Origin of the sequence: Plantibacter sp. Mn2098, from assembly GCF_049319745.1 — a bacterium.
Taxonomy (GTDB): Bacteria; Actinomycetota; Actinomycetes; order Actinomycetales; family Microbacteriaceae; genus Plantibacter.
This window is the reverse complement of record NZ_JBMOUH010000002.1, coordinates 1-25,248: the sequence shown is the minus strand read 5'-3', so window position 1 is coordinate 25,248 and position 25,248 is coordinate 1. Positions and strand designations below refer to the sequence as shown.

At 66.5% G+C, this 25,248-nt stretch carries 37 protein-coding genes; all 37 read left to right on the top strand.

Features of this window, described 5'->3' with window-relative positions:
- Nucleotides 1-4: 4 nt before the first annotated feature.
- A complete protein-coding gene (rpsS, locus tag ACL9RL_RS02960; protein WP_064296700.1) occupies nucleotides 5-286 on the top strand; it encodes a 30S ribosomal protein S19 in 282 nt (93 codons plus the stop codon).
- A 26-nt stretch (nucleotides 287-312) separates the two neighbouring features.
- Complete coding sequence (rplV, locus tag ACL9RL_RS02955; RefSeq protein ID WP_422778726.1) at nucleotides 313-708, top strand: 50S ribosomal protein L22; 396 nt, start codon at nucleotides 313-315, stop codon at nucleotides 706-708.
- Nucleotides 708-1,496: a 30S ribosomal protein S3 gene (gene rpsC / locus ACL9RL_RS02950; protein ID WP_422778725.1), complete on the top strand. Its 789-nt coding sequence runs from the start codon at nucleotides 708-710 to the stop codon at nucleotides 1,494-1,496. The genes rplV and rpsC overlap by 1 nt, the downstream gene beginning before the upstream one ends.
- 2 nt (nucleotides 1,497-1,498) lie before the next feature.
- Nucleotides 1,499-1,918 carry a 50S ribosomal protein L16 gene (gene rplP, locus ACL9RL_RS02945; RefSeq protein ID WP_422778724.1) on the top strand — a complete coding sequence of 140 codons (420 nt, stop codon included), beginning with the start codon at nucleotides 1,499-1,501 and terminating at the stop codon, nucleotides 1,916-1,918.
- Nucleotides 1,918-2,259, top strand: coding sequence for a 50S ribosomal protein L29 (gene rpmC, locus ACL9RL_RS02940; RefSeq protein ID WP_422778723.1), 342 nt, complete (start codon nucleotides 1,918-1,920; stop codon nucleotides 2,257-2,259). Before rplP ends, rpmC begins: the two co-directional genes overlap by 1 nt.
- Before the next feature lie 2 nt (nucleotides 2,260-2,261).
- Nucleotides 2,262-2,582: a 30S ribosomal protein S17 gene (gene rpsQ, locus ACL9RL_RS02935; protein WP_422778722.1), complete on the top strand. Its 321-nt coding sequence runs from the start codon at nucleotides 2,262-2,264 to the stop codon at nucleotides 2,580-2,582.
- 35 nt (nucleotides 2,583-2,617) lie between these two features.
- Complete coding sequence (gene rplN / locus ACL9RL_RS02930; RefSeq protein ID WP_056008123.1) at nucleotides 2,618-2,986, top strand: 50S ribosomal protein L14; 369 nt, start codon at nucleotides 2,618-2,620, stop codon at nucleotides 2,984-2,986.
- Nucleotides 2,987-2,989: 3 nt separating this feature from the next.
- Nucleotides 2,990-3,349, top strand: a complete 360-nt coding sequence (gene rplX / locus ACL9RL_RS02925; RefSeq protein ID WP_422778721.1) for a 50S ribosomal protein L24 — start codon at nucleotides 2,990-2,992, stop codon at nucleotides 3,347-3,349.
- A complete protein-coding gene (gene rplE, locus ACL9RL_RS02920) occupies nucleotides 3,349-3,933 on the top strand; it encodes a 50S ribosomal protein L5 (protein ID WP_422778720.1) in 585 nt (194 codons plus the stop codon). Before rplX ends, rplE begins: the two co-directional genes overlap by 1 nt.
- A 152-nt stretch (nucleotides 3,934-4,085) precedes the next feature.
- Entirely contained in the window at nucleotides 4,086-4,484 is a 399-nt protein-coding gene (rpsH, locus tag ACL9RL_RS02915) for a 30S ribosomal protein S8 (protein WP_422778719.1), read from the top strand.
- Nucleotides 4,485-4,490: 6 nt separating this feature from the next.
- Nucleotides 4,491-5,027 (top strand): 50S ribosomal protein L6, encoded by a 537-nt coding sequence (gene rplF / locus ACL9RL_RS02910; RefSeq protein ID WP_422778718.1) that lies wholly within the window; start codon nucleotides 4,491-4,493, stop codon nucleotides 5,025-5,027.
- 2 nt (nucleotides 5,028-5,029) lie between these two features.
- Nucleotides 5,030-5,389 (top strand): 50S ribosomal protein L18, encoded by a 360-nt coding sequence (rplR, locus tag ACL9RL_RS02905; protein WP_422778717.1) that lies wholly within the window; start codon nucleotides 5,030-5,032, stop codon nucleotides 5,387-5,389.
- Nucleotides 5,386-6,090 (top strand): 30S ribosomal protein S5, encoded by a 705-nt coding sequence (gene rpsE, locus ACL9RL_RS02900; protein ID WP_422778716.1) that lies wholly within the window; start codon nucleotides 5,386-5,388, stop codon nucleotides 6,088-6,090. The genes rplR and rpsE overlap by 4 nt, the downstream gene beginning before the upstream one ends.
- The gene (gene rpmD, locus ACL9RL_RS02895; RefSeq protein ID WP_422778715.1) at nucleotides 6,090-6,275 is read left to right on the top strand and encodes a 50S ribosomal protein L30; all 186 of its coding nucleotides are present in this window, start codon (nucleotides 6,090-6,092) and stop codon (nucleotides 6,273-6,275) included. The genes rpsE and rpmD overlap by 1 nt, the downstream gene beginning before the upstream one ends.
- Entirely contained in the window at nucleotides 6,275-6,901 is a 627-nt protein-coding gene (gene rplO, locus ACL9RL_RS02890; protein ID WP_422778714.1) for a 50S ribosomal protein L15, read from the top strand. The genes rpmD and rplO overlap by 1 nt, the downstream gene beginning before the upstream one ends.
- A 93-nt stretch (nucleotides 6,902-6,994) precedes the next feature.
- Nucleotides 6,995-8,320, top strand: coding sequence for a preprotein translocase subunit SecY (gene secY / locus ACL9RL_RS02885; protein ID WP_422778713.1), 1,326 nt, complete (start codon nucleotides 6,995-6,997; stop codon nucleotides 8,318-8,320).
- Nucleotides 8,317-8,952: an adenylate kinase gene (locus ACL9RL_RS02880; RefSeq protein ID WP_422778712.1), complete on the top strand. Its 636-nt coding sequence runs from the start codon at nucleotides 8,317-8,319 to the stop codon at nucleotides 8,950-8,952. The genes secY and ACL9RL_RS02880 overlap by 4 nt, the downstream gene beginning before the upstream one ends.
- Nucleotides 8,933-9,805: a type I methionyl aminopeptidase gene (gene map, locus ACL9RL_RS02875; RefSeq protein ID WP_422778711.1), complete on the top strand. Its 873-nt coding sequence runs from the start codon at nucleotides 8,933-8,935 to the stop codon at nucleotides 9,803-9,805. The genes ACL9RL_RS02880 and map overlap by 20 nt, the downstream gene beginning before the upstream one ends.
- A gap of 29 nt (nucleotides 9,806-9,834) precedes the next feature.
- On the top strand, nucleotides 9,835-10,725 hold the full coding sequence (locus ACL9RL_RS02870) for an aminodeoxychorismate lyase (protein ID WP_422778710.1): 891 nt from the start codon (nucleotides 9,835-9,837) through the stop codon (nucleotides 10,723-10,725).
- Between the two features lie 204 nt (nucleotides 10,726-10,929).
- Nucleotides 10,930-11,151: a translation initiation factor IF-1 gene (infA, locus tag ACL9RL_RS02865; RefSeq protein WP_017885304.1), complete on the top strand. Its 222-nt coding sequence runs from the start codon at nucleotides 10,930-10,932 to the stop codon at nucleotides 11,149-11,151.
- Nucleotides 11,152-11,233: 82 nt separating this feature from the next.
- Nucleotides 11,234-11,347 carry a 50S ribosomal protein L36 gene (gene rpmJ / locus ACL9RL_RS02860; RefSeq protein WP_021759549.1) on the top strand — a complete coding sequence of 38 codons (114 nt, stop codon included), beginning with the start codon at nucleotides 11,234-11,236 and terminating at the stop codon, nucleotides 11,345-11,347.
- A 146-nt stretch (nucleotides 11,348-11,493) separates the two neighbouring features.
- Entirely contained in the window at nucleotides 11,494-11,868 is a 375-nt protein-coding gene (rpsM, locus tag ACL9RL_RS02855; protein ID WP_422778709.1) for a 30S ribosomal protein S13, read from the top strand.
- Nucleotides 11,869-11,910: 42 nt separating this feature from the next.
- Nucleotides 11,911-12,309, top strand: a complete 399-nt coding sequence (gene rpsK, locus ACL9RL_RS02850) for a 30S ribosomal protein S11 (protein WP_055821293.1) — start codon at nucleotides 11,911-11,913, stop codon at nucleotides 12,307-12,309.
- Nucleotides 12,310-12,436: 127 nt separating this feature from the next.
- Nucleotides 12,437-13,426, top strand: a complete 990-nt coding sequence (locus ACL9RL_RS02845; RefSeq protein WP_422778708.1) for a DNA-directed RNA polymerase subunit alpha — start codon at nucleotides 12,437-12,439, stop codon at nucleotides 13,424-13,426.
- Between the two features lie 50 nt (nucleotides 13,427-13,476).
- Nucleotides 13,477-14,028 carry a 50S ribosomal protein L17 gene (gene rplQ, locus ACL9RL_RS02840; RefSeq protein ID WP_422778707.1) on the top strand — a complete coding sequence of 184 codons (552 nt, stop codon included), beginning with the start codon at nucleotides 13,477-13,479 and terminating at the stop codon, nucleotides 14,026-14,028.
- Between the two features lie 186 nt (nucleotides 14,029-14,214).
- Nucleotides 14,215-15,246, top strand: coding sequence for a GNAT family N-acetyltransferase (locus ACL9RL_RS02835; RefSeq protein ID WP_422778706.1), 1,032 nt, complete (start codon nucleotides 14,215-14,217; stop codon nucleotides 15,244-15,246).
- A 31-nt stretch (nucleotides 15,247-15,277) separates the two neighbouring features.
- Nucleotides 15,278-16,210 carry a tRNA pseudouridine(38-40) synthase TruA gene (truA, locus tag ACL9RL_RS02830; protein ID WP_422779204.1) on the top strand — a complete coding sequence of 311 codons (933 nt, stop codon included), beginning with the start codon at nucleotides 15,278-15,280 and terminating at the stop codon, nucleotides 16,208-16,210.
- A gap of 356 nt (nucleotides 16,211-16,566) precedes the next feature.
- Nucleotides 16,567-17,013 (top strand): 50S ribosomal protein L13, encoded by a 447-nt coding sequence (rplM, locus tag ACL9RL_RS02825; RefSeq protein ID WP_422778705.1) that lies wholly within the window; start codon nucleotides 16,567-16,569, stop codon nucleotides 17,011-17,013.
- 31 nt (nucleotides 17,014-17,044) lie between these two features.
- Nucleotides 17,045-17,530, top strand: a complete 486-nt coding sequence (rpsI, locus tag ACL9RL_RS02820) for a 30S ribosomal protein S9 (RefSeq protein WP_422778704.1) — start codon at nucleotides 17,045-17,047, stop codon at nucleotides 17,528-17,530.
- A 22-nt stretch (nucleotides 17,531-17,552) separates the two neighbouring features.
- Nucleotides 17,553-18,914, top strand: a complete 1,362-nt coding sequence (glmM, locus tag ACL9RL_RS02815) for a phosphoglucosamine mutase (protein WP_422778703.1) — start codon at nucleotides 17,553-17,555, stop codon at nucleotides 18,912-18,914.
- A gap of 157 nt (nucleotides 18,915-19,071) precedes the next feature.
- Nucleotides 19,072-20,025, top strand: coding sequence for a type I pantothenate kinase (gene coaA, locus ACL9RL_RS02810; protein WP_422778702.1), 954 nt, complete (start codon nucleotides 19,072-19,074; stop codon nucleotides 20,023-20,025).
- A 77-nt stretch (nucleotides 20,026-20,102) separates the two neighbouring features.
- A complete protein-coding gene (glmS, locus tag ACL9RL_RS02805) occupies nucleotides 20,103-21,950 on the top strand; it encodes a glutamine--fructose-6-phosphate transaminase (isomerizing) (RefSeq protein ID WP_422778701.1) in 1,848 nt (615 codons plus the stop codon).
- A 71-nt stretch (nucleotides 21,951-22,021) separates the two neighbouring features.
- Nucleotides 22,022-22,381 (top strand): holo-ACP synthase, encoded by a 360-nt coding sequence (locus ACL9RL_RS02800; protein ID WP_422778700.1) that lies wholly within the window; start codon nucleotides 22,022-22,024, stop codon nucleotides 22,379-22,381.
- Nucleotides 22,378-23,559, top strand: a complete 1,182-nt coding sequence (alr, locus tag ACL9RL_RS02795) for an alanine racemase (protein ID WP_422778699.1) — start codon at nucleotides 22,378-22,380, stop codon at nucleotides 23,557-23,559. Before ACL9RL_RS02800 ends, alr begins: the two co-directional genes overlap by 4 nt.
- The gene (tsaE, locus tag ACL9RL_RS02790; RefSeq protein WP_422778698.1) at nucleotides 23,556-24,038 is read left to right on the top strand and encodes a tRNA (adenosine(37)-N6)-threonylcarbamoyltransferase complex ATPase subunit type 1 TsaE; all 483 of its coding nucleotides are present in this window, start codon (nucleotides 23,556-23,558) and stop codon (nucleotides 24,036-24,038) included. The genes alr and tsaE overlap by 4 nt, the downstream gene beginning before the upstream one ends.
- Nucleotides 24,039-24,047: 9 nt before the next feature.
- Nucleotides 24,048-24,665, top strand: a complete 618-nt coding sequence (tsaB, locus tag ACL9RL_RS02785; protein WP_422778697.1) for a tRNA (adenosine(37)-N6)-threonylcarbamoyltransferase complex dimerization subunit type 1 TsaB — start codon at nucleotides 24,048-24,050, stop codon at nucleotides 24,663-24,665.
- Nucleotides 24,662-25,248, top strand: a 587-nt coding sequence (gene rimI / locus ACL9RL_RS02780; protein ID WP_422778696.1) for a ribosomal protein S18-alanine N-acetyltransferase, incomplete at its 3' end; no start/stop codon positions are given. The genes tsaB and rimI, both read left to right, overlap by 4 nt.

Genomic DNA, 25,248 nt, shown 5'->3' with positions numbered 1-25,248 from the left:
GAAGATGCCACGCAGTCTCAAGAAGGGCCCCTTCGTCGACGACCACCTGCTCCGCAAGGTTGTCACCGCGAACGAGGCCAACAACAAGAACGTGATCAAGACCTGGTCGCGCCGCTCGATGATCATCCCGGCCATGCTGGGTCACACCATCGCGGTGCACGACGGTCGCAAGCACATCCCGGTGTTCGTCACCGAGACCATGGTTGGGCACAAGCTGGGCGAGTTCGCCCCCACCCGCACCTTCCGTGGCCACGTGAAGGACGACAAGAAGGGCCGTCGCCGCTAACGCGGTGACGTGAAGGAGGAAGAGAAATGGTGGAGTCGATCGCCCGCGTGCGACACATCCGCGTCACCCCCCAGAAGGCCCGTCGTGTCGTCGCGCTCATCCGCGGCAAGCAGGCTCAGGAGGCCTTGGCCATCCTGAAGTTCGCACCCCAGAGTGCAAGCGAGCCCATCTACAAGTTGGTTGCTTCGGCCATCGCGAACGCTCGCGTCACGGCTGACAAGGACAACCTGTTCCTGGACGAGCAGGACCTGTACGTCTCGAACGCCTACGTCGATGAGGGTGCAACCCTCAAGCGTTTCCGTCCGCGTGCACAGGGCCGCGCGTTCCGCATCCTCAAGCGCACCAGCCACATCACCGTCGAGCTCTCGACGCCCGATGAGGCCAAGGCCGCTGACAAGGCATCCAAGAAGGTGAGCAAGTAATGGGTCAGAAAGTCAATCCATACGGCTTCCGTCTGGGAATCACCACCGACCACGTGTCGCGCTGGTTCTCCGACAGCACGAAGAAGGGTCAGCGTTACGCCGACTTCGTCGCCGAGGACGTCAAGATCCGTCGCCTGCTGGCGACCTCGCTCGACCGTGCCGGCGTCAGCCGCATCGAGATCGAGCGCACCCGTGACCGCGTCCGCGTCGACATCCACACCGCCCGTCCGGGCATCGTGATCGGTCGTCGTGGCGCCGAGGCCGAGCGCATCCGCGCCGACCTCGAGAAGCTCACGAGCAAGCAGATCCAGCTGAACATCCTCGAGGTCAAGAACCCAGAGGCCGACGCTCAGCTCGTCGCTCAGGGCATCGCCGAGCAGCTCTCCGCACGTGTGGCCTTCCGCCGCGCGATGCGCAAGGGCCTGCAGGGCGCCCAGCGCACCCCTGCAGTCAAGGGTGTCCGCATCCAGGTCTCCGGCCGCCTCGGCGGCGCCGAGATGAGCCGTTCCGAGTTCTACCGCGAAGGCCGTGTGCCGCTGCACACGCTCCGCGCGAACATCGACTACGGCTTCTACGAGGCGAAGACCACCTTCGGCCGCATCGGCGTGAAGGTCTGGATCTACAAGGGCGACATCACCAACAAGGAGCTTGCTCGCGAGCAGGCCAACCAGAAGTCGACGCGTCCGGAACGCCGCGACGGTGGCGACCGCCCCCGCCGCAACGCGGGCCCCAGCAGCGCCCCCAAGGCAGCTGTCGAGGCTCCGGCCGCAGCAGGAGTTGAGGCATAACCATGTTGATCCCACGTAAAGTCAAGCACCGGAAGCAGCACCACCCCGGTCGCAGCGGCCAGGCAACCGGTGGCACCAAGGTGTCGTTCGGCGAGTTCGGCATCCAGGCACTCAGCCCCGCGTACGTGACGAACCGTCAGATCGAGTCCGCTCGTATCGCCATGACGCGTCACATCAAGCGCGGCGGCAAGGTGTGGATCAACATCTACCCTGACCGTCCGCTGACCAAGAAGCCCGCCGAAACCCGCATGGGTTCCGGTAAGGGTTCACCCGAGTGGTGGGTCGCGAACGTCAAGCCGGGTCGTGTGCTGTTCGAGGTCGCCGGTGTCGATGAGACCCTGGCCCGCGAAGCGCTCACCCGCGCAATCCACAAGCTGCCCCTCAAGGCACGCATCATCAAGCGCGAGGAGGGCGACGCATAATGGCGATCGGATCCAAGGAGCTCACCCCAATCGAGCTCGACACCTTTGAAGACCAGCGCCTCCTCGAGGAGCTCCGCAAGGCGAAGGAAGAGCTGTTCAACCTGCGCTTCCAGTCGGCTACCGGCCAGCTCGAGAACCACGGCCGCCTGCGCGCCGTGAAGCGCGACATCGCTCGCATCTACACGGTCATCCGTGAGCGCGAGCTCGGCATCCGTGCAACGCCGACCGTCGAGGTCGTCGAGGCGAAGGCCGAGAAGAAGACGAAGAAGGCGAAGGCAGCTCCGGCGTCGGAAGACACCGCTGCAGCCGAGGCCGCTGAGACCGAAACGAAGGAGGCCTAGACATGGCTACCGCCACCGACAAGGCCGCACAGGGCCACGAGTCGTCTGAGCACGACGTCAAGGACGTTTTGGCTCGCGGCTACCGCAAGACCCGCCGTGGTCTCGTGACCAGCGACAAGATGGACAAGACCATCGTCGTCGAGGTCGAAGACCGCGTGAAGCACCCGCTCTACGGCAAGGTCATCCGCCGCACCTCCAAGGTGAAGGCGCACGACGAGACGAACTCCGCCGGCATCGGCGACCTCGTTCTCATCAGTGAGACCCGCCCCACGAGCGCTACCAAGCGCTGGCGCCTCGTCGAGATCCTCGAGAAGGCCAAGTAGGCCCCGCCTACTTTCGTATTCAGGAAGAGTGAAGAATGCTTCAGCAGGAATCTAGAGTCAAGGTCGCCGACAACACCGGCGCCAAGGAACTCCTCACCATCCGCGTTCTCGGTGGCTCCGGCCGTCGGTACGCGGGCCTCGGTGACACCATCGTCGCGACCGTCAAGGACGCGATCCCCGGTGGCAACGTGAAGAAGGGTGACGTCGTCAAGGCCGTCATCGTCCGCACGCGCAAGCAGACCCGTCGTCCCGACGGTTCGTACATCAAGTTCGATGAGAACGCGGCAGTGATCCTGAAGGCGGACGGGGACCCCCGTGGCACCCGCATCTTCGGGCCGGTCGGTCGTGAACTTCGTGACAAGAAGTTCATGAAGATCGTCTCGCTGGCGCCGGAGGTTATCTAAGTCATGGCAAAGATCAAGAAGGGTGACCTGGTTCAGGTCATCACCGGGGCCAAGCAGGACCGCGGCGGAGACCGCGGCAAGCAGGGTCGCGTCATCGAGGTCCTCTCCGAGCGCAACCGCGTCATCGTCGAGGGCGTCAACTTCGTCACCAAGCACACCAAGGTCGGCCAGACCCAGCGCGGTACGAAGACCGGTGGCATCGAGACCGTCGAGGCCTCGATCCACATCTCCAACGTCGCACTCGTCGACCCGGAGACCAAGGGACCGACGCGCGTCGGCCACCGCAACGAAGTCGTCGTGAAGGACGGGGTCGAGAAGACCGTCCGCGTTCGCTACGCCAAGAAGTCAGGTAAGGACCTGTAATGACCGACACTGAAGTGGGAACTGGCAAAATCCAGCCCCGTCTCAAGCTCAAGTACCGCGCTGAGATCCTTCCGCAGCTGCAGAAGGACTTCGGCTTCACGAACGTGCACCAGGTGCCCGGTCTCGTGAAGGTCGTCGTCAACACCGGTGTGGGCGAGGCAGCCCGTGACAGCAAAGTCATCGACGGCGCTGTTTCGGACCTCACCAAGATCACCGGCCAGAAGCCGCAGGTCACCAAGGCACGCAAGTCCATCGCACAGTTCAAGCTGCGCGAAGGTCAGCCCATCGGCGCTCACGTCACGCTTCGTGGCGACCGCGCCTGGGAGTTCCTGGACCGCCTGATCAACCTCGCACTGCCCCGTATCCGCGACTTCCGCGGTCTCTCGGACAAGCAGTTCGACGGCAACGGCAACTACACCTTCGGTCTCCAGGAGCAGTCAGTGTTCCACGAGATCGATCAGGACAAGATTGACCGCGTCCGCGGTTTCGACATCACTGTCGTCACCACGGCGAAGAACGACGAAGAGGGTCGCGCGCTGCTCAAGCAGCTCGGTTTCCCCTTCAAGTCGGCGGACAACCAGTAACACCTGTAAAATCAGCACGGCCCGTCCGGTCCTCGGGAAACCGAGGACCGGGCACCACCGGCCCCGTGAATTTCGCGGAGTCGGTTCAACCACCACAGGTCGGCACCCTTGCACAGGATGTCGAAACCTGGTGAACAAAGGAATCACACGACATGACCATGACAGATCCGGTCGCAGACATGCTGACCAGACTGCGGAACGCGAACTCGGCGCACCACGACACCGTGTCCATGCCCCACTCCAAGCTCAAGGTGAACATCGCCCAGATCCTCAAGGCGGAAGGCTACATCGCCGCTTACGAGGTCACTGACGCGACCGTCGGACAGACGCTCACCCTGTCGCTCAAGTTCGGCCCGAACCGTGAACGTTCGATCGCCGGCATCAAGCGCGTCTCCAAGCCCGGCCTCCGGGTGTACTCGAAGTCCTCCGAGATCCCCAAGGTCCTCGGTGGCCTCGGCGTTGCGATCTTGTCCACCTCCAGCGGCCTCCTGACGGACCGCCAGGCCGAGAAGAAGGGCGTGGGTGGGGAAGTCCTCGCCTACGTGTGGTAGCCAGTCATGTCCCGTATTGGAAGACTTCCCATCGACGTGCCCGCAGGCGTGACCATCGACGTCAACGGCCAGGCCGTCTCCGTCAAGGGTCCGAAGGGTGAGCTCCAGCTCACCGTCGCGAGCCCCATCGAGGTCAAGCTCGAGGACAACCAGATCCTCGTGACCCGTCCGGACGACGAGCGCGCTTCGCGTTCGCTGCACGGCCTCACGCGTACCCTGCTCGCGAACCAGATCATCGGTGTGACCCAGGGCTACACCAAGGGCCTCGAGGTCGTCGGCACCGGTTACCGCGTCGCTCAGAAGGGCACCGCGGTCGAGTTCGCCCTCGGCTTCTCGCACCCCGTCACCGTTGAGCCGCCTGTTGGCATCACGCTCACGGTCGAAGGCAACAACAAGCTCACCGTCGCCGGCATCGACAAGCAGGCCGTCGGTGAAGTTGCTGCCAACATCCGCAAGATTCGTAAGCCTGAGCCCTACAAGGGCAAGGGTGTGCGCTACGCCGGCGAGGTCGTTCGTCGCAAGGCCGGAAAGGCTGGTAAGTAAGCATGGCTCGTCCAACAAAGACTGCCGCACGTGGCCGCCGTCACCTGCGTCTGCGCAAGAAGATCGAGGGCACCGCGGTTCGTCCGCGCCTCGTTGTCAACCGCTCGGCCCGCCACGTCTTCGTGCAGGTCGTCGACGACTCCAAGGGTCACACGCTGGTCTCCGCTTCCACCATGGAAGACGGCCTGCGCACCTTCGAGGGTGACAAGACCGCCAAGTCCCGCAAGGTCGGCGAGCTGATCGCCGAGCGCGCGAAGGCTGCCGGCATCGAAGATGTCGTTTTTGACCGTGGAGGCAACCGCTACGCAGGTCGCGTGGCAGCCATTGCCGATGGTGCTCGAGAGGGCGGATTGAACCTGTGAGCGAAGAAATCAAGGAGCAGAAGGTGGCCGAGACGGCTGTCTCAGAAACTGCGCCAGCAACGGCCACCGAGCCCACGGCTGACCGTGAGCCCCGCGAAGCCCGTCGTGGCGGTCGCGAGCGCAACCCGAATCGCGATCGCGGTAGCCGCGACAGCGAGAAGAGCCAGTTCCTGGAGCGCGTCGTGACCATCAACCGTGTGTCGAAGGTGGTGAAGGGTGGTCGTCGCTTCAGCTTCACCGCTCTCGTCGTCGTCGGTGACGGTAACGGTCTCGTCGGCGTCGGATACGGCAAGGCGAAGGAAGTCCCGCTCGCGATCTCGAAGGGCGTCGAGGAGGCGAAGAAGAACTTCTTCCGCGTCCCCCGCGTCGGTTCGACGATCCCGCACCCCACCCAGGGTGAGGCTGCAGCAGGCGTCGTCCTGCTGCGTCCGGCCGCTGCCGGTACCGGTGTTATCGCCGGTGGTCCGGTCCGCGCCGTCCTGGAGTGCGCTGGCATCCACGACGTGCTGAGCAAGTCGCTCGGTTCGTCCAACACGATCAACATTGTGCACGCCACCGTCACGGCGCTGAAGCAGCTCGAGGAACCTCGTGCCGTTGCAGCCCGTCGTGGTCTCGAGTTCGACGCGGTCGCTCCGGCCCGTCTGCTGCGTGCCGAAGCAGAAGCTGTCAAGGCTGCTGCTGAAGCGAAGGTAGGTGCTTGATGGCCGGGCAGTTGAAGGTCACGCAGATCAAGTCGAAGATTAGTGAGAAGCAGAACCAGCGCGACACGCTTCGCAGCCTGGGTCTCAAGCACATCGGTGATGTCGTCGTCCGTCCGGACGACTCGCAGAACCGTGGCTATGTGAACACTGTTGCTCACCTGGTAAAGGTTGAGGAGATCGACTAATGGCTGACAAGAAGGAAACCTCGGCCGAGGAGACCGCCCCGAAGAGCACCGCCAAGGCTGCTGACAAGGCGCCTGCGGCTGCAAAGGCTACGAAGGCCGCCCCCAAGGCGTCCGCCAAGGCTGAAACCGCTGAGAAGGCCCCCAAGGCCGCTCCCAAGGCCAAGAAGGCTGACGTCGCGCCCAAGCGCGAGCAGGTCCTCAAGGTGCACCACCTCCGCCCGGCTGCCGGCGCGAAGAAGGACCGCACCCGTGTTGGCCGTGGTGAAGCGTCCAAGGGTAAGACCGCTGGTCGTGGTACCAAGGGCACGAAGGCGCGTTACAGCGTCCGGGTCGGCTTCGAGGGTGGGCAGATGCCGCTGCACATGCGCACCCCGAAGCTCCGCGGGTTCAAGAACCCGTTCCGGGTCGAGTACCAGGTCGTCAACCTCGAGAAGCTCGCCGAGCTGTACCCCAAGGGTGGTGACGTCACCATCGGTGACCTCGTCGCCAAGGGCGCAGTCCGGAAGAACGAGAAGGTCAAGGTTCTCGGAAACGGCGACATTGCGGTTAAGCTGACTGTTGCAGTTGACAAGGTCTCGAGCTCCGCTGAGCAGAAGATCGTGGCAGCTGGAGGCTCCGTCAAGTAGCCTCCGGGCCGGCTCCGCACAGGAGCACACCCGGGTGGTCGGTTTTCGCCGGCCACCCGGGCCGACCTTGCAACATCTCACAGGAGGCACTTTTTGTTCAGCGCCATCGGGCGGATCTTCCGTACACCTGACCTTCGTCGGAAGATCGGGTTCACCCTCGGGATCATCGCCATCTACCGGCTGGGTTCGTTCATTCCCGCGCCGTTCGTGAACTTCCCGAACGTGCAGCAGTGTCTCGCGAACCAGCAGTCCAGCACCTCCGGGTTGTACGAACTCGTCAACCTGTTCAGTGGTGGTGCGCTGCTCCAGCTCTCCATCTTCGCGCTGGGCATCATGCCCTACATCACCGCGTCGATCATCGTGCAGCTCTTGCGCGTGGTCATCCCTCACTTCGAGACGCTGCACAAGGAAGGCCAGTCCGGTCAGGCTCGCCTCACGCAGTACACGCGGTACCTCACAATCTTCCTCGGTGTGCTCCAGTCCACCACCCTCATCACGGTCGCCAAGAGCGGCGCGCTGTTCGGGAACCAGGGCGGCGTCTGCGCCGACCTGATCACCGCACAGGGCGGCACCTGGTACGGCATGCTGCTCATGGTCATCACCATGACGGCCGGAACCGGTCTGGTGATGTGGATGGCAGAGCTCGTCACCGAGCGCGGCGTCGGCAACGGCATGTCGCTCCTCATCTTCACGTCGATCGCTGCGACCTTCCCCGGCTCGCTCGGCGCGATCTGGACCGCGAAGGGCCCGGAGGTCTTCCTCCTCGTGCTCGCCGTCGGCCTCGTCATCGTCGGCCTCGTCGTGTTCGTCGAGCAGTCGCAACGACGCATCCCCGTCCAGTACGCGAAGCGCATGGTCGGGCGTCGCACCTACGGCGGCAACAACACGTACATCCCCATCAAGGTCAACATGGCCGGTGTGGTGCCCGTGATCTTCGCTTCGTCGATCCTGTACCTCCCCGCGCTCATCGCGCAGTTCAACCAGCCCGCCACCGGCACTCCTGCGCCGTGGGTGCTCTGGATCCAGCAGTACCTCACCAAGGGCGATCACCCGCTCTACATGCTGATGTACTTCCTGCTGATCGTCGGGTTCACGTACTTCTACGTCGCCATCACCTTCAACCCGGAGGAAGTGGCCGACAACATGAAGAAGTACGGCGGCTTCATCCCCGGCATCCGTGCCGGGCGTCCGACGGCCGAGTACCTCGACTACGTGCTGACGCGTGTCACCCTGCCGGGCTCCATCTACCTCGGTCTGATCGCACTGCTCCCGCTTGTGGCTCTGGCCCTCGTCGGGGCGAATGCGAACTTCCCATTCGGTGGCGCATCGATCCTCATCATCGTCGGTGTCGGTCTCGAGACGGTCAAGCAGATCGACTCGCAGCTGCAGCAGCGTCACTATGAAGGCCTCCTTCGATGAGCACCACCGAGGCCACCGGCGCAACGGCTGCCGAGCCGCTGGGGCGGAAGCCCCGGCTGCTCATCGTCGGGCCGCCCGGCGCAGGCAAGGGCACCCAGGCCGCCGTGCTCGCCGAGACCTTCGGGATCCCCGCGATTTCGACCGGAGACATCTTCCGGGCGAACATCAAGGAGGGCACGGAACTCGGCAAGCAGGTCCAGGCGATCGTGAGCACCGGCTCGTACGTGCCGGACTCGCTCACGAACGAGATCGTCCGCGACCGCCTCTCGCAGGCCGACGCCGCTGAGGGCTTCCTGCTCGACGGCTACCCGCGCACGACGGACCAGGTCGACGCGCTCGATGCGCTCCTGGCTGCCGACGGCAACCGTCTCGACGCGGTCGTGCAGCTCGTCGCGGACACCGACGAGGTCGTCGCGCGTCTGCTCAAGCGTGCTGCCGAGCAGGGCCGTGCAGACGACACCGAAGACGTCATCCGCCACCGCCTCGGCGTGTACGAGCAGGAGACCGCTCCGCTCATCGCGCTGTTCACCGAGCGTGGGCTCGTGTCGGCCGTCGACGGCCTCGGCACGGTCGACGAGGTCACGGAGCGCGTCCGCACGGCGCTCGCCTCGCGTGGCATCCTCGTCGGCTGACGTGGGCATCTTCCGCGGCAAGCCGTCCATCTACAAGACGCCGTCTGAACTCCGCGCCATGGTCGCACCCGGATTGGCCACGGGCGCGTCGCTCGACGCGGTCAGGGCCATCCTGGCGCCTGGTGTGACGGCCCTCGAACTCGATCGCGCTGCCGAAGCCGCGATCATCGCGCTCGGCGGGCACTCGAACTTCAAGCTCGTCCCCGGCTACCGCCACACGATCTGCGCGTCCGTGAACGACGACGTCGTGCACGGCATCCCGGACGACCGACCGCTCCAGGCTGGCGACATCGTCTCGATCGACAGCGGTGCGGAGATCGACGGCTGGAACGGCGACTCCGCCATGACGCTTGTCGTCCCGGACGCAGGCCGTCCGGAACTCGTCTCCGAGCGTGAGCACCTCTCATCGGTCACCGAGAATTCGCTCTGGGCCGGCGTCGCACGCCTCGCCGTCGCGAAGCACCTCAACGAGGTCGGCGATGCGATCGAGGAGTTCATCGAAGAGAACTCTCCCGAGGGTCGGACCTACGGGATCCTGACGGACTACGTCGGGCACGGCATCGGCCGGACCATGCACGAGGCGCCCCCGGTGTTCAACTACCGCGTCCGCCAGCGCGGGCCCGAGGTCAAGCCGGGGCTCGTCGTCGCGATCGAACCGATGGTCGTCGCAGGCGATGCGGAGACGTTCGTCCGCGAGGACGAGTGGGCGGTTGCGACGGTCGACGGTTCCGTCGGGGCGCACTGGGAGCACAGCGTCGCCGTGCACGCCGGCGGCATCTGGGTGTTGACCGCTGCAGACGGCGGAGCGGCAGGACTCGCCCCGTTCGGCGTCACCCCCGTGCCGATCGCCTGAAGCCAGGGGATCGCGGGTAGAGTCGCAGCATGGCCACCCCCATCGTGCTCCTGATCGATGTGCTCGCGGCAGACGCGACGCCCTCCGACGCGGAACTCCGCGCCACCATCCGTTCCGGCGGTGACGGGACCGGAGCGCTCAGCGTCTTCGACCTGAGCGCCTCGCGCGGAGACGGCGTGTTCGAGACGCTCGGTGTGGTGAACGGCGCCGCGCAGTCGATCGACGCCCACGTGGAGCGGTTGGCCTCCTCGGCGGCCGCACTCGACCTGCCGGCGCCGAACGCCGCGCAGTGGCGTGAAGCGATCTCACGGATCGTGGCGCTTCTGCCCGCTACGGGGCAGAGCTCGATCAAGCTCGTCCTCAGCCGCGGCGTCGACGGCTCAGGGGTGCCGACGGCCTGGATCGCCGGCATCGGCTCGTCCGGCTTCCCGGAGCGTGAGACGGGCGTCCGCGTCGTCCTGCTCGACCGCGGATATGCGAGCGACGTGCAGGAGCGGTCGCCGTGGCTGCTCGCCGGAGCGAAGACGCTCTCCTACGCCGTCAACATGGCGGCCATCCGGGAGGCGAAGCGCCGCGGGGCGGACGACGTGCTCTTCGTCAGCAGCGACGGGTACGTGCTCGAGGGGCCCACCTCCACCGTGGTCGCGCGGATCGACGGCGTCTACGTGACCCCGCCCGCGTCGAGCGGGATCCTCCCTGGCACGACCCAGCTCGCACTGTTCGAGCACCTGTCGGAGTCGGGATCGACCGTCGACTACCGGATGCTGCGCCCGGAGGATCTCGCATCGGCAGACGGGATCTGGCTGCTGTCGAGCGTCCGATTGGCCGCCCCGGTGTCGGAGATCGACGGGGCTCCGGTCCCGATCGACCACCAGGCGACAACCGCGATCAACGACGCGTTGCTCGCTCGCACCGACTGAATCCGCCGCGGCGTGCACGAGGCCGGCCGACGACCTCGATCCGACACGCCCGGAGTTGCTCGAACGCGGAAACATAGCATAAGATTGACCCTTGGTGCTTTCTGCACGCCTTCAGCGTGTCCACCTGCACGGTGGCGGACTCCGGTCCGTGTGCACCATCCACCCGCACGACCAGCACAATCAACCTTTAGCGACAGTGAGGCTATGGCCAAGAAAGACGGCGTCATCGAGATCGAGGGCCAAGTGGTCGAGGCTCTGCCCAACGCGATGTTCCGCGTTGAGCTGACCAACGGACACAAGGTACTTGCCCACATTTCGGGCAAAATGCGTCAGCACTACATCCGCATCCTCCCGGAGGACCGCGTGATCGTGGAACTGACCCCCTACGACCTGACCCGTGGTCGGATCGTTTACCGCTACAAGTAGGACGTGCTGTAAGTAACGGCCGAACGCGCCGCGACCACCCGGTCGCGGGGCTCCGGCACGACGACAGCGAAAAGAGAGAACCATGAAGGTCAAGCCCAGCGTCAAGAAGATCTGCGACAAGTGCAAGGTCATCCGTCGCAACGGTCGAGTGATGGTCATCTGCGAGAACCCGCGCCACAAGCAGCGCCAGGGCTAATCGCAGACCTGCATCACCACAACTGAACACGAAACTGGCAGTTCCAGAACCCGAACACACACCTGTGTGAACGGGGGACACCTCGGGTCGGAGGCCCGGGCACCGGAACTGCTCCACACCTCCACAAACTCCTAGGAGAAGCCACCATGGCACGTCTCGCCGGCGTAGACATCCCACGCGACAAGCGCGTGGAAGTTGCACTGACGTACATCTACGGTGTTGGCCGCACGAGGGCACTCAAGACCCTCGCTGACACCGCCATCAGCGGAGACATCCGCGTGAAGGACCTCACCGACGACCAGCTCGTCGCGCTCCGCGATTACATCGAGGGCAACTACAAGGTCGAGGGTGACCTGCGCCGTGAGGTCGCAGCTGACATCCGCCGCAAGGTCGAAATCGGCTCGTACCAGGGCATCCGCCACCGTCGTGGCCTCCCGGTCCGCGGCCAGCGCACCAAGACCAACGCTCGTACCCGCAAGGGCCCGAAGCGCACCGTAGCCGGCAAGAAGAAGGCTCGCTAGGCCTCGCCCTAGCCGCCTCGCCTCAAGGATTCAGGAGAAATCATGGCAGCACCTAAGTCGGCCGTACGGAAGCCGCGCAAGAAGGAAAAGAAGAACATCGCCGTGGGCCAGGCCCACATCAAGTCGACGTTCAACAACACGATCGTCTCGATCACCGACACCACCGGTGCGGTCATCAGCTGGGCTTCGTCCGGTGGCGTCGGCTTCAAGGGTTCGCGTAAGTCGACCCCGTTCGCCGCACAGCTCGCCGCAGAGTCGGCTGCGCGTCAGGCGCAGGAGCACGGCATGAAGAAGGTCGACGTGTTCGTTAAGGGACCCGGCTCCGGCCGCGAGACCGCGATCCGTTCGCTGCAGGCCGCTGGCCTCGAGGTCGGTTCGATCAACGACGTGACGCCCCAGGCTCACAACGGTTGCCGTCCTCCCAAGCGTCGCCGCGTCTAATTCATCGGTGATCCGCGATTCGGCTCCGTCCTGGTGACGGGGCCGAGTCGCGGCCCAGCGGACACAACTCAATACCTCGACATCGCAAGTGTCATATAGCGGACACTTAGCCGAAAGGAATTCAATAGTGCTCATCGCACAGCGTCCCACGCTCACCGAAGAAAACATCTCGGAGTTCCGCAGCCGGTTCATCATCGAACCGCTGGAGCCTGGCTTCGGGTACACCCTCGGGAACTCGCTTCGCCGCACGCTGCTGTCCTCGATCCCGGGTGCAGCGGTCACGAGCATCCGTATCGATGGTGTGCTCCACGAGTTCAGCACGATCCCCGGTGTGAAGGAAGATGTCACCGAGATCATCCTGAACATCAAGGGTCTCGTCGTCTCCAGCGAGCACGACGAGCCGATCACCGCCTACCTCCGCAAGACGGGTGCAGGCCAGGTCACGGCTGCTGACATCTCGGCTCCGGCCGGTGTCGAGGTCCACAACCCAGAGCTCGTCATCGCCACGCTCAACGACAAGGCGAAGTTCGAGCTCGAGCTCACCATCGAGCGCGGCCGCGGCTACGTGTCGGCGACCCAGAACCGCAACGAGTTCAGCGAAGCCGGCCAGATCCCGGTCGACTCGATCTACTCGCCGGTCCTGAAGGTCACCTACCGTGTCGAGGCGACTCGTGCCGGTGAGCGCACCGACTTCGACCGCCTCGTGGTCGATGTCGAGTCGAAGCCCGCCATCACCCCGCGCGACGCGATCGCATCGGCCGGCCGCACGCTCACCGAGCTGTTCGGTCTCGCCCGCGAGCTGAACACCGCGGCAGAGGGCATCGAGATCGGTCCTGCACCGGTCGACGCCGTCCTGCCCGGCGAGCTCTCGATCCCCATCGAGGACCTCGACCTGTCCGTGCGCTCCTACAACTGCCTGAAGCGCGAGGGCATCAACAACGTCAGTGAGCTCGTCGCCCTCTCGGAGACGCAGCTCATGAACATCCGCAACTTCGGCCAGAAGTCGGTGGATGAGGTTCGCGACAAGCTGACCGAAATGGGACTCTCGCTCAAGGACTCGGTTCCCGGGTTCGACGGCGCCCACTTCTACAGCGGCTACGACGACGAAACCGTCTGATCCAGTTCCGCGCTCCACACTGACGACTTCCAACCTGAAGAGAGACAACAATGCCTACTCCCACCAAGGGACCCCGCCTCGGAGGCGGCCCAGCCCACGAGCGTCTGCTGCTCGCCAACCTGGCGGCTGCACTGTTCACGCACAAGCGCATCCAGACCACCGAGACGAAGGCCAAGCGCCTCCGTCCGCTGGCTGAGCGCCTGATCACCTTCGCGAAGCGCGGCGACCTGCACGCTCGTCGTCGGGTGCTCGCGACCATCACCGACAAGAGCGTCGTCCACGAGCTCTTCACGGAGATCGCGCCCCTCGTCGCCGACCGTCAGGGTGGCTACACGCGCATCATCAAGACCGGCTACCGCAAGGGTGACAACGCTCCGATGGCAGTGATCGAGCTCGTTCTCGAGCCTGTCACGCCGAAGGCGAAGCCGGCCAAGTCCGCTGCGAAGCACGCTGCTGCTCCGGTCGAGGAGCCCGTTGTCGAAGCTCCCGCCGAGGCAGAGGTCGAGGCTGAGGCTGCCGTCGAGGCGACCGAGACCGACGCTGCAGCGGTCGACGCTGCCGACGAGGCTCCGGAAGCTGCTGCGGAAGCAGAAGCCAAGTAGCACCAGACTCCACCAGCATCACCGTACGAACCCCGTCGTCCTCCTGGGCGGCGGGGTTCGTCGTTTCCCCAGGACGGTGGAGTTCCGTGCTGGTGCGAAACGGAATGCTGGATGGGGCGTCGTTCGGGTGCGCGGGTTTCAGCGCCCGCACATTCAGGCGAAAACCCACTGATCTAGGCTGGATGTATGAGTGAGCACAACGGCACCCTGAGCCAGCGCGTGCACGCGCCCGACACGGTCACGATCCCGTCGCATCCCGACATCGCGACCTGGCGGCCGGCGACGACCGACGACATCGAGATCCTGCTGGAACTGCATCTCGCGATCGGCCCCGTCGACCACCCGGAGTTCGTGGTGAGCCGCGAGGACGTCGCCGACGACTTCGCCGACGAATCCATCGACATGGCGCTCGACAGCCTGCTCGGCTTCACCGCCGATGGTGTGCTCGTCGCCAACGCAGAGGTCTCCCTGCACCCCGACCACAGCACGCGCATCCAGTCCCACATCGGCGGCGGCGTCCATCCCGAGTGGCGAGGGCGTGGCATCGGATCGGTTCTGCTGGAGTGGGCGCAGCAGCGCTCCCAGCAGCAACTCGCATCGCTCGACCTCGATCTCCCCGGCTGGTCAATGGGCTACGTCGACGAGCGGAACGCGGACGGCAAGCAGCTGTTCGCCGACGCCGGTTTCCGCGTCGCGCGCTACTTCACCCACATGCAGCGTGTGCTCGCCGATGAGATCCCCGTGCTCCCGTCGCCGGCTGGGCTGCGGGTCATCGGCTACACGCCCGAATACTCGGACCGGACGAGGCGTGCACGGAACGACTCGTTCCGCGACCACTGGGGCAGCCTCGCGACGCCGGCCGAGCGGTGGGAACAGTTCGTCGGCGGACCCCGGTTCCGCAACGACCTGTCGATCATCGCCGTGGACGAGAACGATGACGTCGTCGGCTTCGTGCTGACCGAGGTCGATGAGGAGGACTGGGCCGCGCAGGGGTTCACGGGCGGCTACATCGCGCTCGTCGGCATCGTCCGCTCCGCTCGCGGCAAGCGTCTGGCACCGGTCATGCTCTCCGAAGCGCTGCGTCGTCAGCAGTCTGCCGGGTACGAGCGAGCGACCCTCGAGGTCGACACCGAGAGTCCGACGGGAGCGCTCGGTCTGTACGAGCGCATCGGCTTCACGGCCACCACGCGGGAGGTCGCGTTCGTCCGTGAGTACTGATTCACCGGTCGATCCGGCTTCGGCGTCGGCCATGTCCGTCGCGGATTCCGGTACTGAGATACCAATTCGTTCCGCAACGCATCGTTATCGTCTGGACATCGCCTACGACGGGACCGACTTCGCCGGCTGGGCGATCCAGCCGCGCCTGCGGACCGTGCAGGGCGTCCTCGAGAACGCGTTCGCGAAGATGCTCAGCAACACCGGCGAGCCCCCTCGGCTCGTCGTCGCAGGGCGGACCGATGCTGGAGTGCACGCAGCGGGGCAGGTCGCGCACGTCGACCTCACCGAGGAGCAGCTCGTCAAGCTCGCCAGGCGACACGAGCGACGCCTGATCGAGGGGGAGGGCGTGCCCGTCACGACCTTCGTCGAAACCGTCGGTGAGATGATCGCCCGTCGGATCAACGGCTTCCTCGGGGTGTATCGCGATGTGGTCATCCATCGGGCGACGCCTGCCGACGACGGCTTCGACGCCAGGTTCTCCGCCGTGTGGCGGCGGTATCGGTATCGGATCGCCGATGAGGAGTCAGCCAAGGACCCGATGGCGAGAAGGTCGACGACGTGGGTCTCGACGACGCTCGACGTCGACCGGCTGAACGCGGCCGCGGAACTGCTGGTCGGGCTCCACGACTTCGCGGCGTACTGCAAGCCGCGCGCCGGGGCGACGACCATCCGGACGCTCGAGCGGTTCGCCTGGCATCGCGAATCGGACGGTGTGCTCGTGGCGTCGCTGCAGGCCGATGCCTTCTGTCACAGCATGGTGCGCTCGCTCGTCGGGGCGTGCGTCGCGGTGGCCGAGGGACGGGTCGACGAGGCGTACCTCATCCACCTGCGCGACGGCGGTGTCAGGACGGACGACTTCCGGGTCATGCCGGCGAGGGGGCTCACGATGGTCGAGGTCGGCTATCCGGAGGTCGGCCTCCTCTCGGCTCGGGCGTCCGCGACCCGCGCCCGACGCGCCCTCTGATCGAGCACAACTCCTTCGATTCTGAGCCGGCTCGATCAAGATCCCCGGAGTTCCGGGGGTTGGGTCAACGGCGACCTTCGGATTGAAGGAGTTGTGCTCGATGGGGGCAGGGGTGTGCGGGGGAGCGGGAGCGCTGGCGGGGGCGTGGGGAGCGGGAACGCTGGCACGGAGGGGTGGGGCGCAGGGCGAGCTCAGATTGACGGGCGTGTCGCCATCGCGTAGGCTTGCTCGTTGGTGCCTGCGCCTTCTGCGGTGCGGTACCCGAAGTTGAGCCCTCCACCTCGGGCGTTCCCCTCGGAACACCCAACGGAGTGGGATTCACGAACAACCAACTCCGACCAGAAAGCAGCACTATTGTGACGCGCACATATTCACCAAAGGCCAGTGAGATCCAGCACGACTGGATCATCATCGACGCCGCCGACGTGGTCCTCGGCCGCCTCGCCAGCCAGGCTGCAGCGCTCCTGCGCGGCAAGCACAAGGCAACCTTCGCACCGCACCTCGACATGGGTGACTTCGTCATCATCGTCAACGCGGACAAGGTCGCCCTCACGGGCTCCAAGGCCCTCCAGAAGAAGGCCTACCGCCACTCGGGCTACCCGGGCGGCCTCACGGCAGTCACGTACTCCGAACTCCTCGAGAAGAACCCGGTTCGCGCCGTTGAGAAGGCGATCCGCGGCATGCTGCCGAAGAACACCCTCGGTGCCAACCAGCTGAAGAAGCTCAAGGTCTACACCGGCGGCGAGCACCCTCACGCAGCTCAGCAGCCCAAGCCGTTCAACTTCGACCAGGTCGCCCAGTAAGCGCGCCGGACTAGATAAAAGGATTCCTACAGTGGCGAAGATCGCAGATTCCATCGAAGAAACCCCGCAGAGCTACTCGACCGAGACGCCTGCTGAAGCAGTTGTCACCGCGCCTCGCGCGGTGCTGAGCGTTCCCGGCGCAGCCGTGGGCCGTCGCAAGCAGGCAATCGCCCGCGTGCGCCTCGTCCCCGGCACCGGCGTCATCACGGTCAACGGCCGTACGCTCGAGGACTACTTCCCCAACAAGCTGCACCAGCAGCTGATCAACGACCCGTTCACGATCCTCGATCTGGCCGGCGGCTACGACGTCATCGCACGCATCTCCGGTGGTGGCCCCTCGGGCCAGGCCGGCGCACTGCGTCTCGGCATCGCTCGTTCGCTCAACCAGATCGACGAAGAGAACAACCGCGCAACCCTGAAGAAGGCCGGCTTCCTCAGCCGTGACGCTCGCGTCAAGGAGCGCAAGAAGGCCGGTCTCAAGAAGGCTCGTAAGGCTCCGCAGTTCTCCAAGCGCTAATCGCGCCTGGTCTGGAGACTCCATGCCTCAGCTGTTTGGTACTGACGGCGTTCGCGGCCTCGCGAACGCCGACCTGACGGCGGACCTCGCTCTCGGCCTTGCTCAAGCCACCGCACTGGTGCTTGGGCAAGGCCGAAGTGCTGAGGCACGTCGTGCCGCAGGGAAGCGCCCCGTCGCCGTGCTTGCACGCGACCCGCGCATCTCCGGCGAATTCCTCTCGGCCGCCGTTGCGGCCGGCCTCGCCTCCTCCGGCGTCGACGTCCTCGAAGCAGGCGTCCTCCCGACCCCGGCGACGGCGTTCCTGATCGCCGACATCGACGCCGACTTCGGCGTGATGATCTCGGCGTCCCACAATCCAGCTCCCGACAACGGGATCAAGATCTTCGCCCGCGGCGGCACGAAGCTCCCCGATGTGGTCGAGCAGCGCATCGAGGACTACCTCGACAAGCCGAAACTGGCACCCACCGGCGGCGACGTCGGGCGCATCCGTCGCTTCGCCGATGCTGAAGACCGGTACGTCGTGCACCTGCTCGGCAGCCTCCCGCACCGCCTCGACGGCCTCCACGTCGTCCTCGACTGCGCCCACGGTGCAGCAGCCGGTGTGTCCCCGGAGACGTTCCGCGACGCAGGGGCCAAGGTCACGGTCATCGGCAACGAGCCCAACGGCGTCAACATCAACGACGGCGTCGGCTCGACCCACCTCGACCTCCTCGCGAAGGCCGTGCTCGAGCACGGTGCTGACGTCGGCATCGCCCACGACGGCGACGCCGACCGTTGCCTCGCGGTGGACGCGGACGGCAACATCGTCGACGGGGACCAGATCATGGCCATCCTCGCGGTGTCCATGAAGGAGCGCGGCAAGCTCAAGGACGACACGCTCGTCGCGACCGTCATGAGCAACCTCGGTCTGCACGTCGCCATGAAGGCGAACGGAATCACGGTCCTGCAGACGAAGGTCGGCGACCGCTACGTCCTCGAAGCGATGAACGAGCAGGGCTACTCGCTCGGCGGTGAACAGTCCGGTCACGTCATCATGAGCGAGTTCGCGACGACGGGCGACGGCATCCTCACCGGCCTCCACATCGTGAGCGAGATGGCTCGCACAGGCAAGACCCTCGCGGAGCTCGCGCAGGTCATGCGCGTCTTCCCGCAGATCCTCGTCAACGTGACGGGTGTCGATCGGGAACGCCTCGCAGGCGACCAGGGTGTTGCAGACGCCGTCGCCGCTGCGGAGGCTGAGCTCGGCGAATCCGGACGGGTGCTGTTGCGCCCGAGCGGCACCGAGCCGCTCATCCGCGTGATGGTGGAAGCGGCGGACCAGCCGACGGCGGATCGCCTCGCGCACGCCCTCGCCGACGTCGTGCGCACCAGACTCGCGGTCTGAGCACCTCGAACCACACCGAACGGCGCCCGGCTCCCTGAGCCGGGCGCCGTTCGTCATCCTGGCCGGGCAGGCGAACTTCTCCGTCCAGGCCGGGGCAGCTCTCGATGACGCACCCGCTCGCGCATCCGGGTGTCGTGCGTTGTGGAAGAGTGTACGCATGACTTCGACAGCGACCGGGGCGACCCAGGGACAGGCTTCCCCGTACGTTGAGATCGACCGTGCGGAGTGGGCGCGCCTCGCCCCGTCTGCGAGCCTGCCGCTCAGCGAGAAGGACGTCGTCCAGATCCGCGGGCTCGGAGACCGCCTCGACATGCGTGAGGTCGAAGAGGTGTACCTGCCGCTCAGCCGGTTGCTGAGCCTGTACGCGAAGAACACCCAGGACCTCAGTCGTGCCACGAGCCAGTTCATCGGCGACCACGGCTACCGCACGCCCTTTGTCATCGGCGTCGCCGGGTCCGTCGCGGTCGGGAAGTCGACGATCGCCCGCCTCCTGCGCGAGCTGCTGTCGAAATGGCCGGACACCCCGCACGTCGAACTGGTCACGACCGATGGCTTCCTCTACCCGAACGCTGAGCTCGAGCGCCGCGGGATCATGGCTCGCAAGGGCTTCCCGGAGTCCTACGACCGCCGTGCGCTGCTGCGGTTCATCACCGATGTGAAGAGCGGCGTCGAAGAGGTCCGCGCGCCCTTCTACTCGCACCTGCGATACGACATCGTGCCGACGGCGCAGGTCGTCGTCCGCCGGCCGGACGTGCTCATCGTGGAGGGCCTCAACGTCCTGCAGCCCGCGGCGGCGCCCAACGGCCTCGCGGTGAGCGACCTGTTCGACTTCAGCATCTACGTCGACGCCCGCACCCGCGACATCGAGGCCTGGTACGTTGAGCGCTTTATGGCGTTGCAGCAGGGCGCGTTCTCCAACCCGAACTCCTACTTCAACGTGTTCGCGGAACTGTCCGAGGAAGAGGCCCGCGAGCGAGCCTACGGGTATTGGAAGGACATCAACGAGCCGAACCTGCTCGACAACATCCGGCCCACGAGATCGCGGGCGAAGCTCGTGCTGCGCAAGGACAGCGACCACACGGTCTCCTCGGTGCTCTTGCGGAAGCTCTGACGCGCCGGGGAGTGCGCTTCGCGTCCCACCCGGATTCGCTCGGATGCCTTCCAAATTCCCGCGGCTAGGCTGGCTGGATGTGTGGAATCGTGGGTTACGTTGGCGACGACAAGACGGTTGACGTCCTGCTCGGCGGATTGAAGCGACTCGAGTACCGCGGATACGACTCCGCCGGCATCGCCGTGCTCGACGCAGCGGGTGCATTGCACACCCGGAAGCGGGCCGGAAAGCTCGCCGTCCTGACCGGGGACCTCGAAGCGAACCCCATCGCGAGCGGTTCGACCGGCATCGGCCACACCCGCTGGGCGACGCACGGCGGCCCGACCGACCGCAACGCGCACCCGCACCTGGGCGACGACGGCAAGCTCGCCCTCATCCACAACGGCATCATCGAGAACTTCGCCGACCTCCGCGACGAACTCCTCGCGGACGGCTTCACCTTCGAGAGCGAGACGGACACCGAGGTCGCCGCGGTCCTCATCGGCCGCGAGTACCGCGCGACCGGCGACCTCGTCGAGGCGTTCCGCCGTGTAGTCAGCCGCCTCGACGGCGCGTTCACGCTCCTGGCCATGCACCAGGAGATGCCCGGCGTCGTCGTGGGCGCCCGCCGCAACTCGCCCCTCGTCATCGGCCTCGGTGACGGGGAGAACTTCCTCGGCTCCGACGTCGCGGCATTCGTCGAGTTCACCCGTCGCGCCGTCGCCATCGGTCAGGACCAGATCGTCACGATCACCCCGTCCGACGTCGTCGTCACCGACTTCTTCGGCGCGCCGGTGGAGACCGAGCCGTTCGAGGTCCAGTGGGACGCCTCTGCCTCCGACAAGGGCGGCTGGTCGAGCTTTATGGCGAAGGAGATCAGCGAGGAGCCCGAGGCCGTCGCCAACACCCTCCGCGGGCGCATCGCGGACGGTCAGGTCGTCATCCCGGAGCTGAGCGGACTCGACGAGCTCTTCCGCGACATCAACCGCGTCGTCATCATCGGCTGTGGCACCGCGGCGTACTCCGGTCTCGTCGGCACGTACGCCATCGAGAAATGGGCAGGCGTCCCCGTCTCCGTCGAACTCAGCCACGAGTTCCGATACCGTGACCCGGTCATCGACGCCAAGACCCTCATCGTCTCCATCAGTCAGTCCGGCGAGACCATGGACACGCTCATGGCCGTCCGGTACGCACGCGAGGCCGGTGCGAAGACGCTCTCCATCTGCAACACGCAGGGCGCCACGATCCCGCGCGAGTCCGACGCGGTCGTCTACACGCACGCCGGACCAGAGGTCGCCGTCGCGTCCACGAAGGCGTTCGTCGCCCAGGTCGCAGCGATCTACCTCTTCGCGTTGCACCTCGCCCGCGTCCGCGGTGCGCAGTCGCCTGAGGTCCTGGCCGAGCAGGTCGCCGAGCTGAACGGCATCCCGGACAAGATCGCCAGCATCCTCGGCGCCTCCGAGAAGATCGCCCAGCTCGCACACTGGATGGCCGACACGCGCGCCGTCCTGTTCCTCGGCCGTCACGTCGGCTACCCGATCGCGCTCGAAGGCGCGTTGAAGCTCAAGGAACTCGCGTACATCCACGCGGAGGGCTTCGCCGGCGGCGAGCTCAAGCACGGCCCCATCGCGCTCATCGAACCGGGCCAGCCCGTGTTCGTCGTGGTGCCGAGCCCACGCGGTTCAGCGGTCCTGCACCCGAAGGTCGTCTCCAACATCCAGGAGATCCGCGCCCGCGGCGCCCGCATCATCGCGATCGCCGAGCAGGGCGACGCAGCCGTGCTGCCGTTCGCCGACGAGGTCATCCAGATCCCGCTCGCCGCACCGCTGTTCGAGCCGATGCTCGCCGTCATCCCGCTGCACATCTTCGCGATGGAGCTCGCCACGGCGAAGGGCCTCGACGTCGACCAGCCGCGGAACCTCGCGAAGTCGGTCACGGTCGAGTAGCGAGCCACCTGGTGTGAGGTGGCCGTCGGGTCCGACGGCCGCAGCGCAACGCGTCGCCGTAGAGTAGAAGCATGATCATCGGCATCGGCGTGGACCTCGTGGACCTCGCCAGGTTCGAACGTGCCGTCACCCGCACTCCCGGCCTGCTGGAACGACTCTTCGTGCCGGTCGAGCGAGAGCTGCCGCTGCGTTCACTCGCCGCGCGGTTCGCCGCGAAGGAGGCGCTCATCAAGGCGCTCGGCTCCTCCGACGGCATCCGCTGGCAGGAGATGGCCGTCGTGAACGGGCCAGAGGGCAGTCCGGACTTCGTCCTGACCGGGTCGACGGCCGATGCGGTCGCAGCGCGCGGCATCACGAGCCTGCACGTGTCGATGTCCCACGACGGCGGTGCCGCGATGGCATTCGTCGTGGCGGAAGGAGACCCGAGATGACCGAGGGGCAGCACGAGCGGCCGCAGCCAATCGAGGTCCGACCGACCCGTGAGGCGATCGTCGACCTCGACGCCGTGCGCGCCAACATCGAGACCGTCCGCCGGTTGACCGGGACCGACCAGCTCATCGTTGTGGTGAAGGCGGATGCGTATGGCCACGGCGCCGTCCCAGTGGCGCGCGCTGCTGTCGAGGCCGGTGCCGATCGCCTCGGTGTCGCGGACATCCGTGAGGGGCTCGCGCTGCGCGACGCCGGCATCACAGGGCCGATCCTCGCGTGGCTGCACGGGCCGGACGCGGACTTCGCCGCGGCGCTCTCGGGCGACATCGAGCTCGGGGTGTCGTCGGTCGAGCAGTTGCGCGCCGTCATCGCGGCCCAGCAGGGCGATGCGGCAGCGGCGGTGCAACTGAAGCTGGAGACCGGCCTCAGCCGGAACGGTGCCTCTGTGAGCCAGTGGCCGACCCTCTTCGCTGAGGCGGCCGAGGCAGAACGCGCTGGCCTGATCCGGGTCGTCGGCCTGTTCAGCCACGTGTCCAACGCCTCACCGGAGGACGATGCCGCCGCCGCGCGGGTGTTCGAGCAGGGGCTCGACGCCGCTCGGGCGGCCGGGCTGACGCCGGAGACGACGCACCTCGCCGCGTCCGCGGCAGCACTCGCGCTCCCCGCGCTGCGGTACGACACCGTGCGGGTCGGCGTCGCCGTATACGGACTGTCGCCGTTCGAGCCGGACGCCTCCGCCGACGGATCGAGCACGTTCACAGCGGCCGCCCTCGGACTGCGTCCGGCCATGACGCTCCGCGCCACGGTCGCGGCCGTGCGGCGGGTGGAACCCGGGGCTGGCGTCTCCTACGACTACACCTACCGCACCGACCGCCCGACGAACCTCGCGCTCATCCCGCTCGGCTATGCCGACGGCATCCCGCGTGCTGCCTCCGGTCGTGGACCGGTGGTCATCGGCGGACGTCGGTACCGGGTGTGCGGCCGCATCGCGATGGACCAGTTCGTCGTCGACGTCGGCGATGACGACGTGCGGGTCGGAGATGACGCCGTCCTCTTCGGGGACCCCTCGACCGGTGCGCCGGCCGTCGAAGAATGGGCAGAGGCCGCAGGGACCATCAACTACGAGATCGTGACGCGCATCGGACCGCGGGTGACGAGGACCGTTCGGGAGGCGCGATGAGCGGCATCGGAGACCGCACCGTCGACATCGGCACCCCTGAGGACATGCATGCGCTCGGCCTGGAGATCGGTCGGGCGCTCACCGCGGGCGACCTGCTCGTCCTGACCGGGCCGCTCGGTGCGGGCAAGACCACGCTGACCCGCGGCATCGGCGAGGGGCTCGGCGTGCGTGGGCCGGTCACGAGTCCGACGTTTGTGCTCGCCCGCACCCACCCGAGCCTCGTCGGCGGGCCCCCGCTCGTGCACGTCGACGCGTATCGGCTCGGTTCTGCGCTCGAACTGGACGATCTCGACATCGACTTCGCCCGCTCAGTGGTCGTTGTGGAGTGGGGTGCTGGAATGCTCGACGGCGTCGTCGACCACTGGACCGACGTCGTGATCGACCGGCCGACGGGCGCCGACGCCAGCTCGCAGGCGGAGACCGTCGAGGGCGAAGAGCCCATCGAGACGCGGCGCGTCACCATCACGCGTCGCGGGTAGGCTGGACCAGTGCTGTTGGCCATCGATACGTCCGCGGGTTCGAGTGTCGCCATCACGGACCCGGTCCGTGGGGTGCTCGCCGAACACACCTCGCCTGACACCATGCGTCACGCGGAGGTCATCGGGCGGCTGATCAGCGACTGCCTCGCCGATGCCGGCATCCGAGTCGACGAGCTCGAGGGCGTCGTCGCCGGGATGGGGCCCGGCCCGTTCACCGGGCTGCGCATCGGCATCGCAGCCGCCCGCGCGTTCGCCATCGGAGCCGCCATCCCCGTGCTGCCCGTCGTGAGCCATGACGCCATCGCCCTCAGCGCCTACCGTTCCGGACACGAGGGGAACCTGCTCGTCGTCACCGATGCCCGCCGACGGGAGCGATACTGGACGGCCTACGCAGGGCTCGACGCCGCCGGTCTGCCCATCCGACTCGACGGGCCGGGCCTCGGCAAGCCGGACGAGCTCCCGCACCAGGACCTGCCGCGCCTCGACGCAGAAGCGGTCTCTGCCGCGTCCCTCGGCGCCGTCGCAGCGCTCCTCGTCGCCGGCGGGCACGACCTCGCATCGGACGAGCCGCTCTACCTGCGCTCGCCGGACGTCACACTGTCCACCAAGAAGCGGGTGACGGGATGACCTGGCTGCTCCGCCGCGCCGGCGACGCCGACCTGGACGCCATCATGGCGATGGAGCGATCCGTGTTCACGTCCGACGCCTGGTCCGACGACATGATGCGCTCGGAGCTCGCGTCGCCGCACGGGTATTACCTCGTCGCGACGGACGCAGACGGCGACGGGACCGAGCTCGCCGGGTACGCGGGGCTGTTCGCGCCATCGAAGTCGAACGACGCCGACATCCAGACGATCGCCGTCGCACCGTCCGCCCGCGGGCGGGGCCTCGGCCGGTTGCTGATGCTCTCGCTCATCGAGCGCGGCCGGCAGCAGGGCGTGACACAGGTGTTCCTCGAAGTGCGGGCGGACAACCCCGTCGCAGGAGGCCTGTACACGAGCCTCGGATTCGAGGAGCTCGGCATCCGGCCCGGGTACTACCAGCCGGACAACGTGGACGCGGTCGTGATGCGGCTCACGGTGCTGCCCCAGGAACCGGCGACCACCGGTGTCGAGGCGCCTGGTGGTGCCGCTGTGCCTGGAGCTGCTGCGGTGCCTGGAGCTGCTGCGGTGCCTGGAGCTGCTGCGGTGCCTGGAGCTGCTGCGGTGCC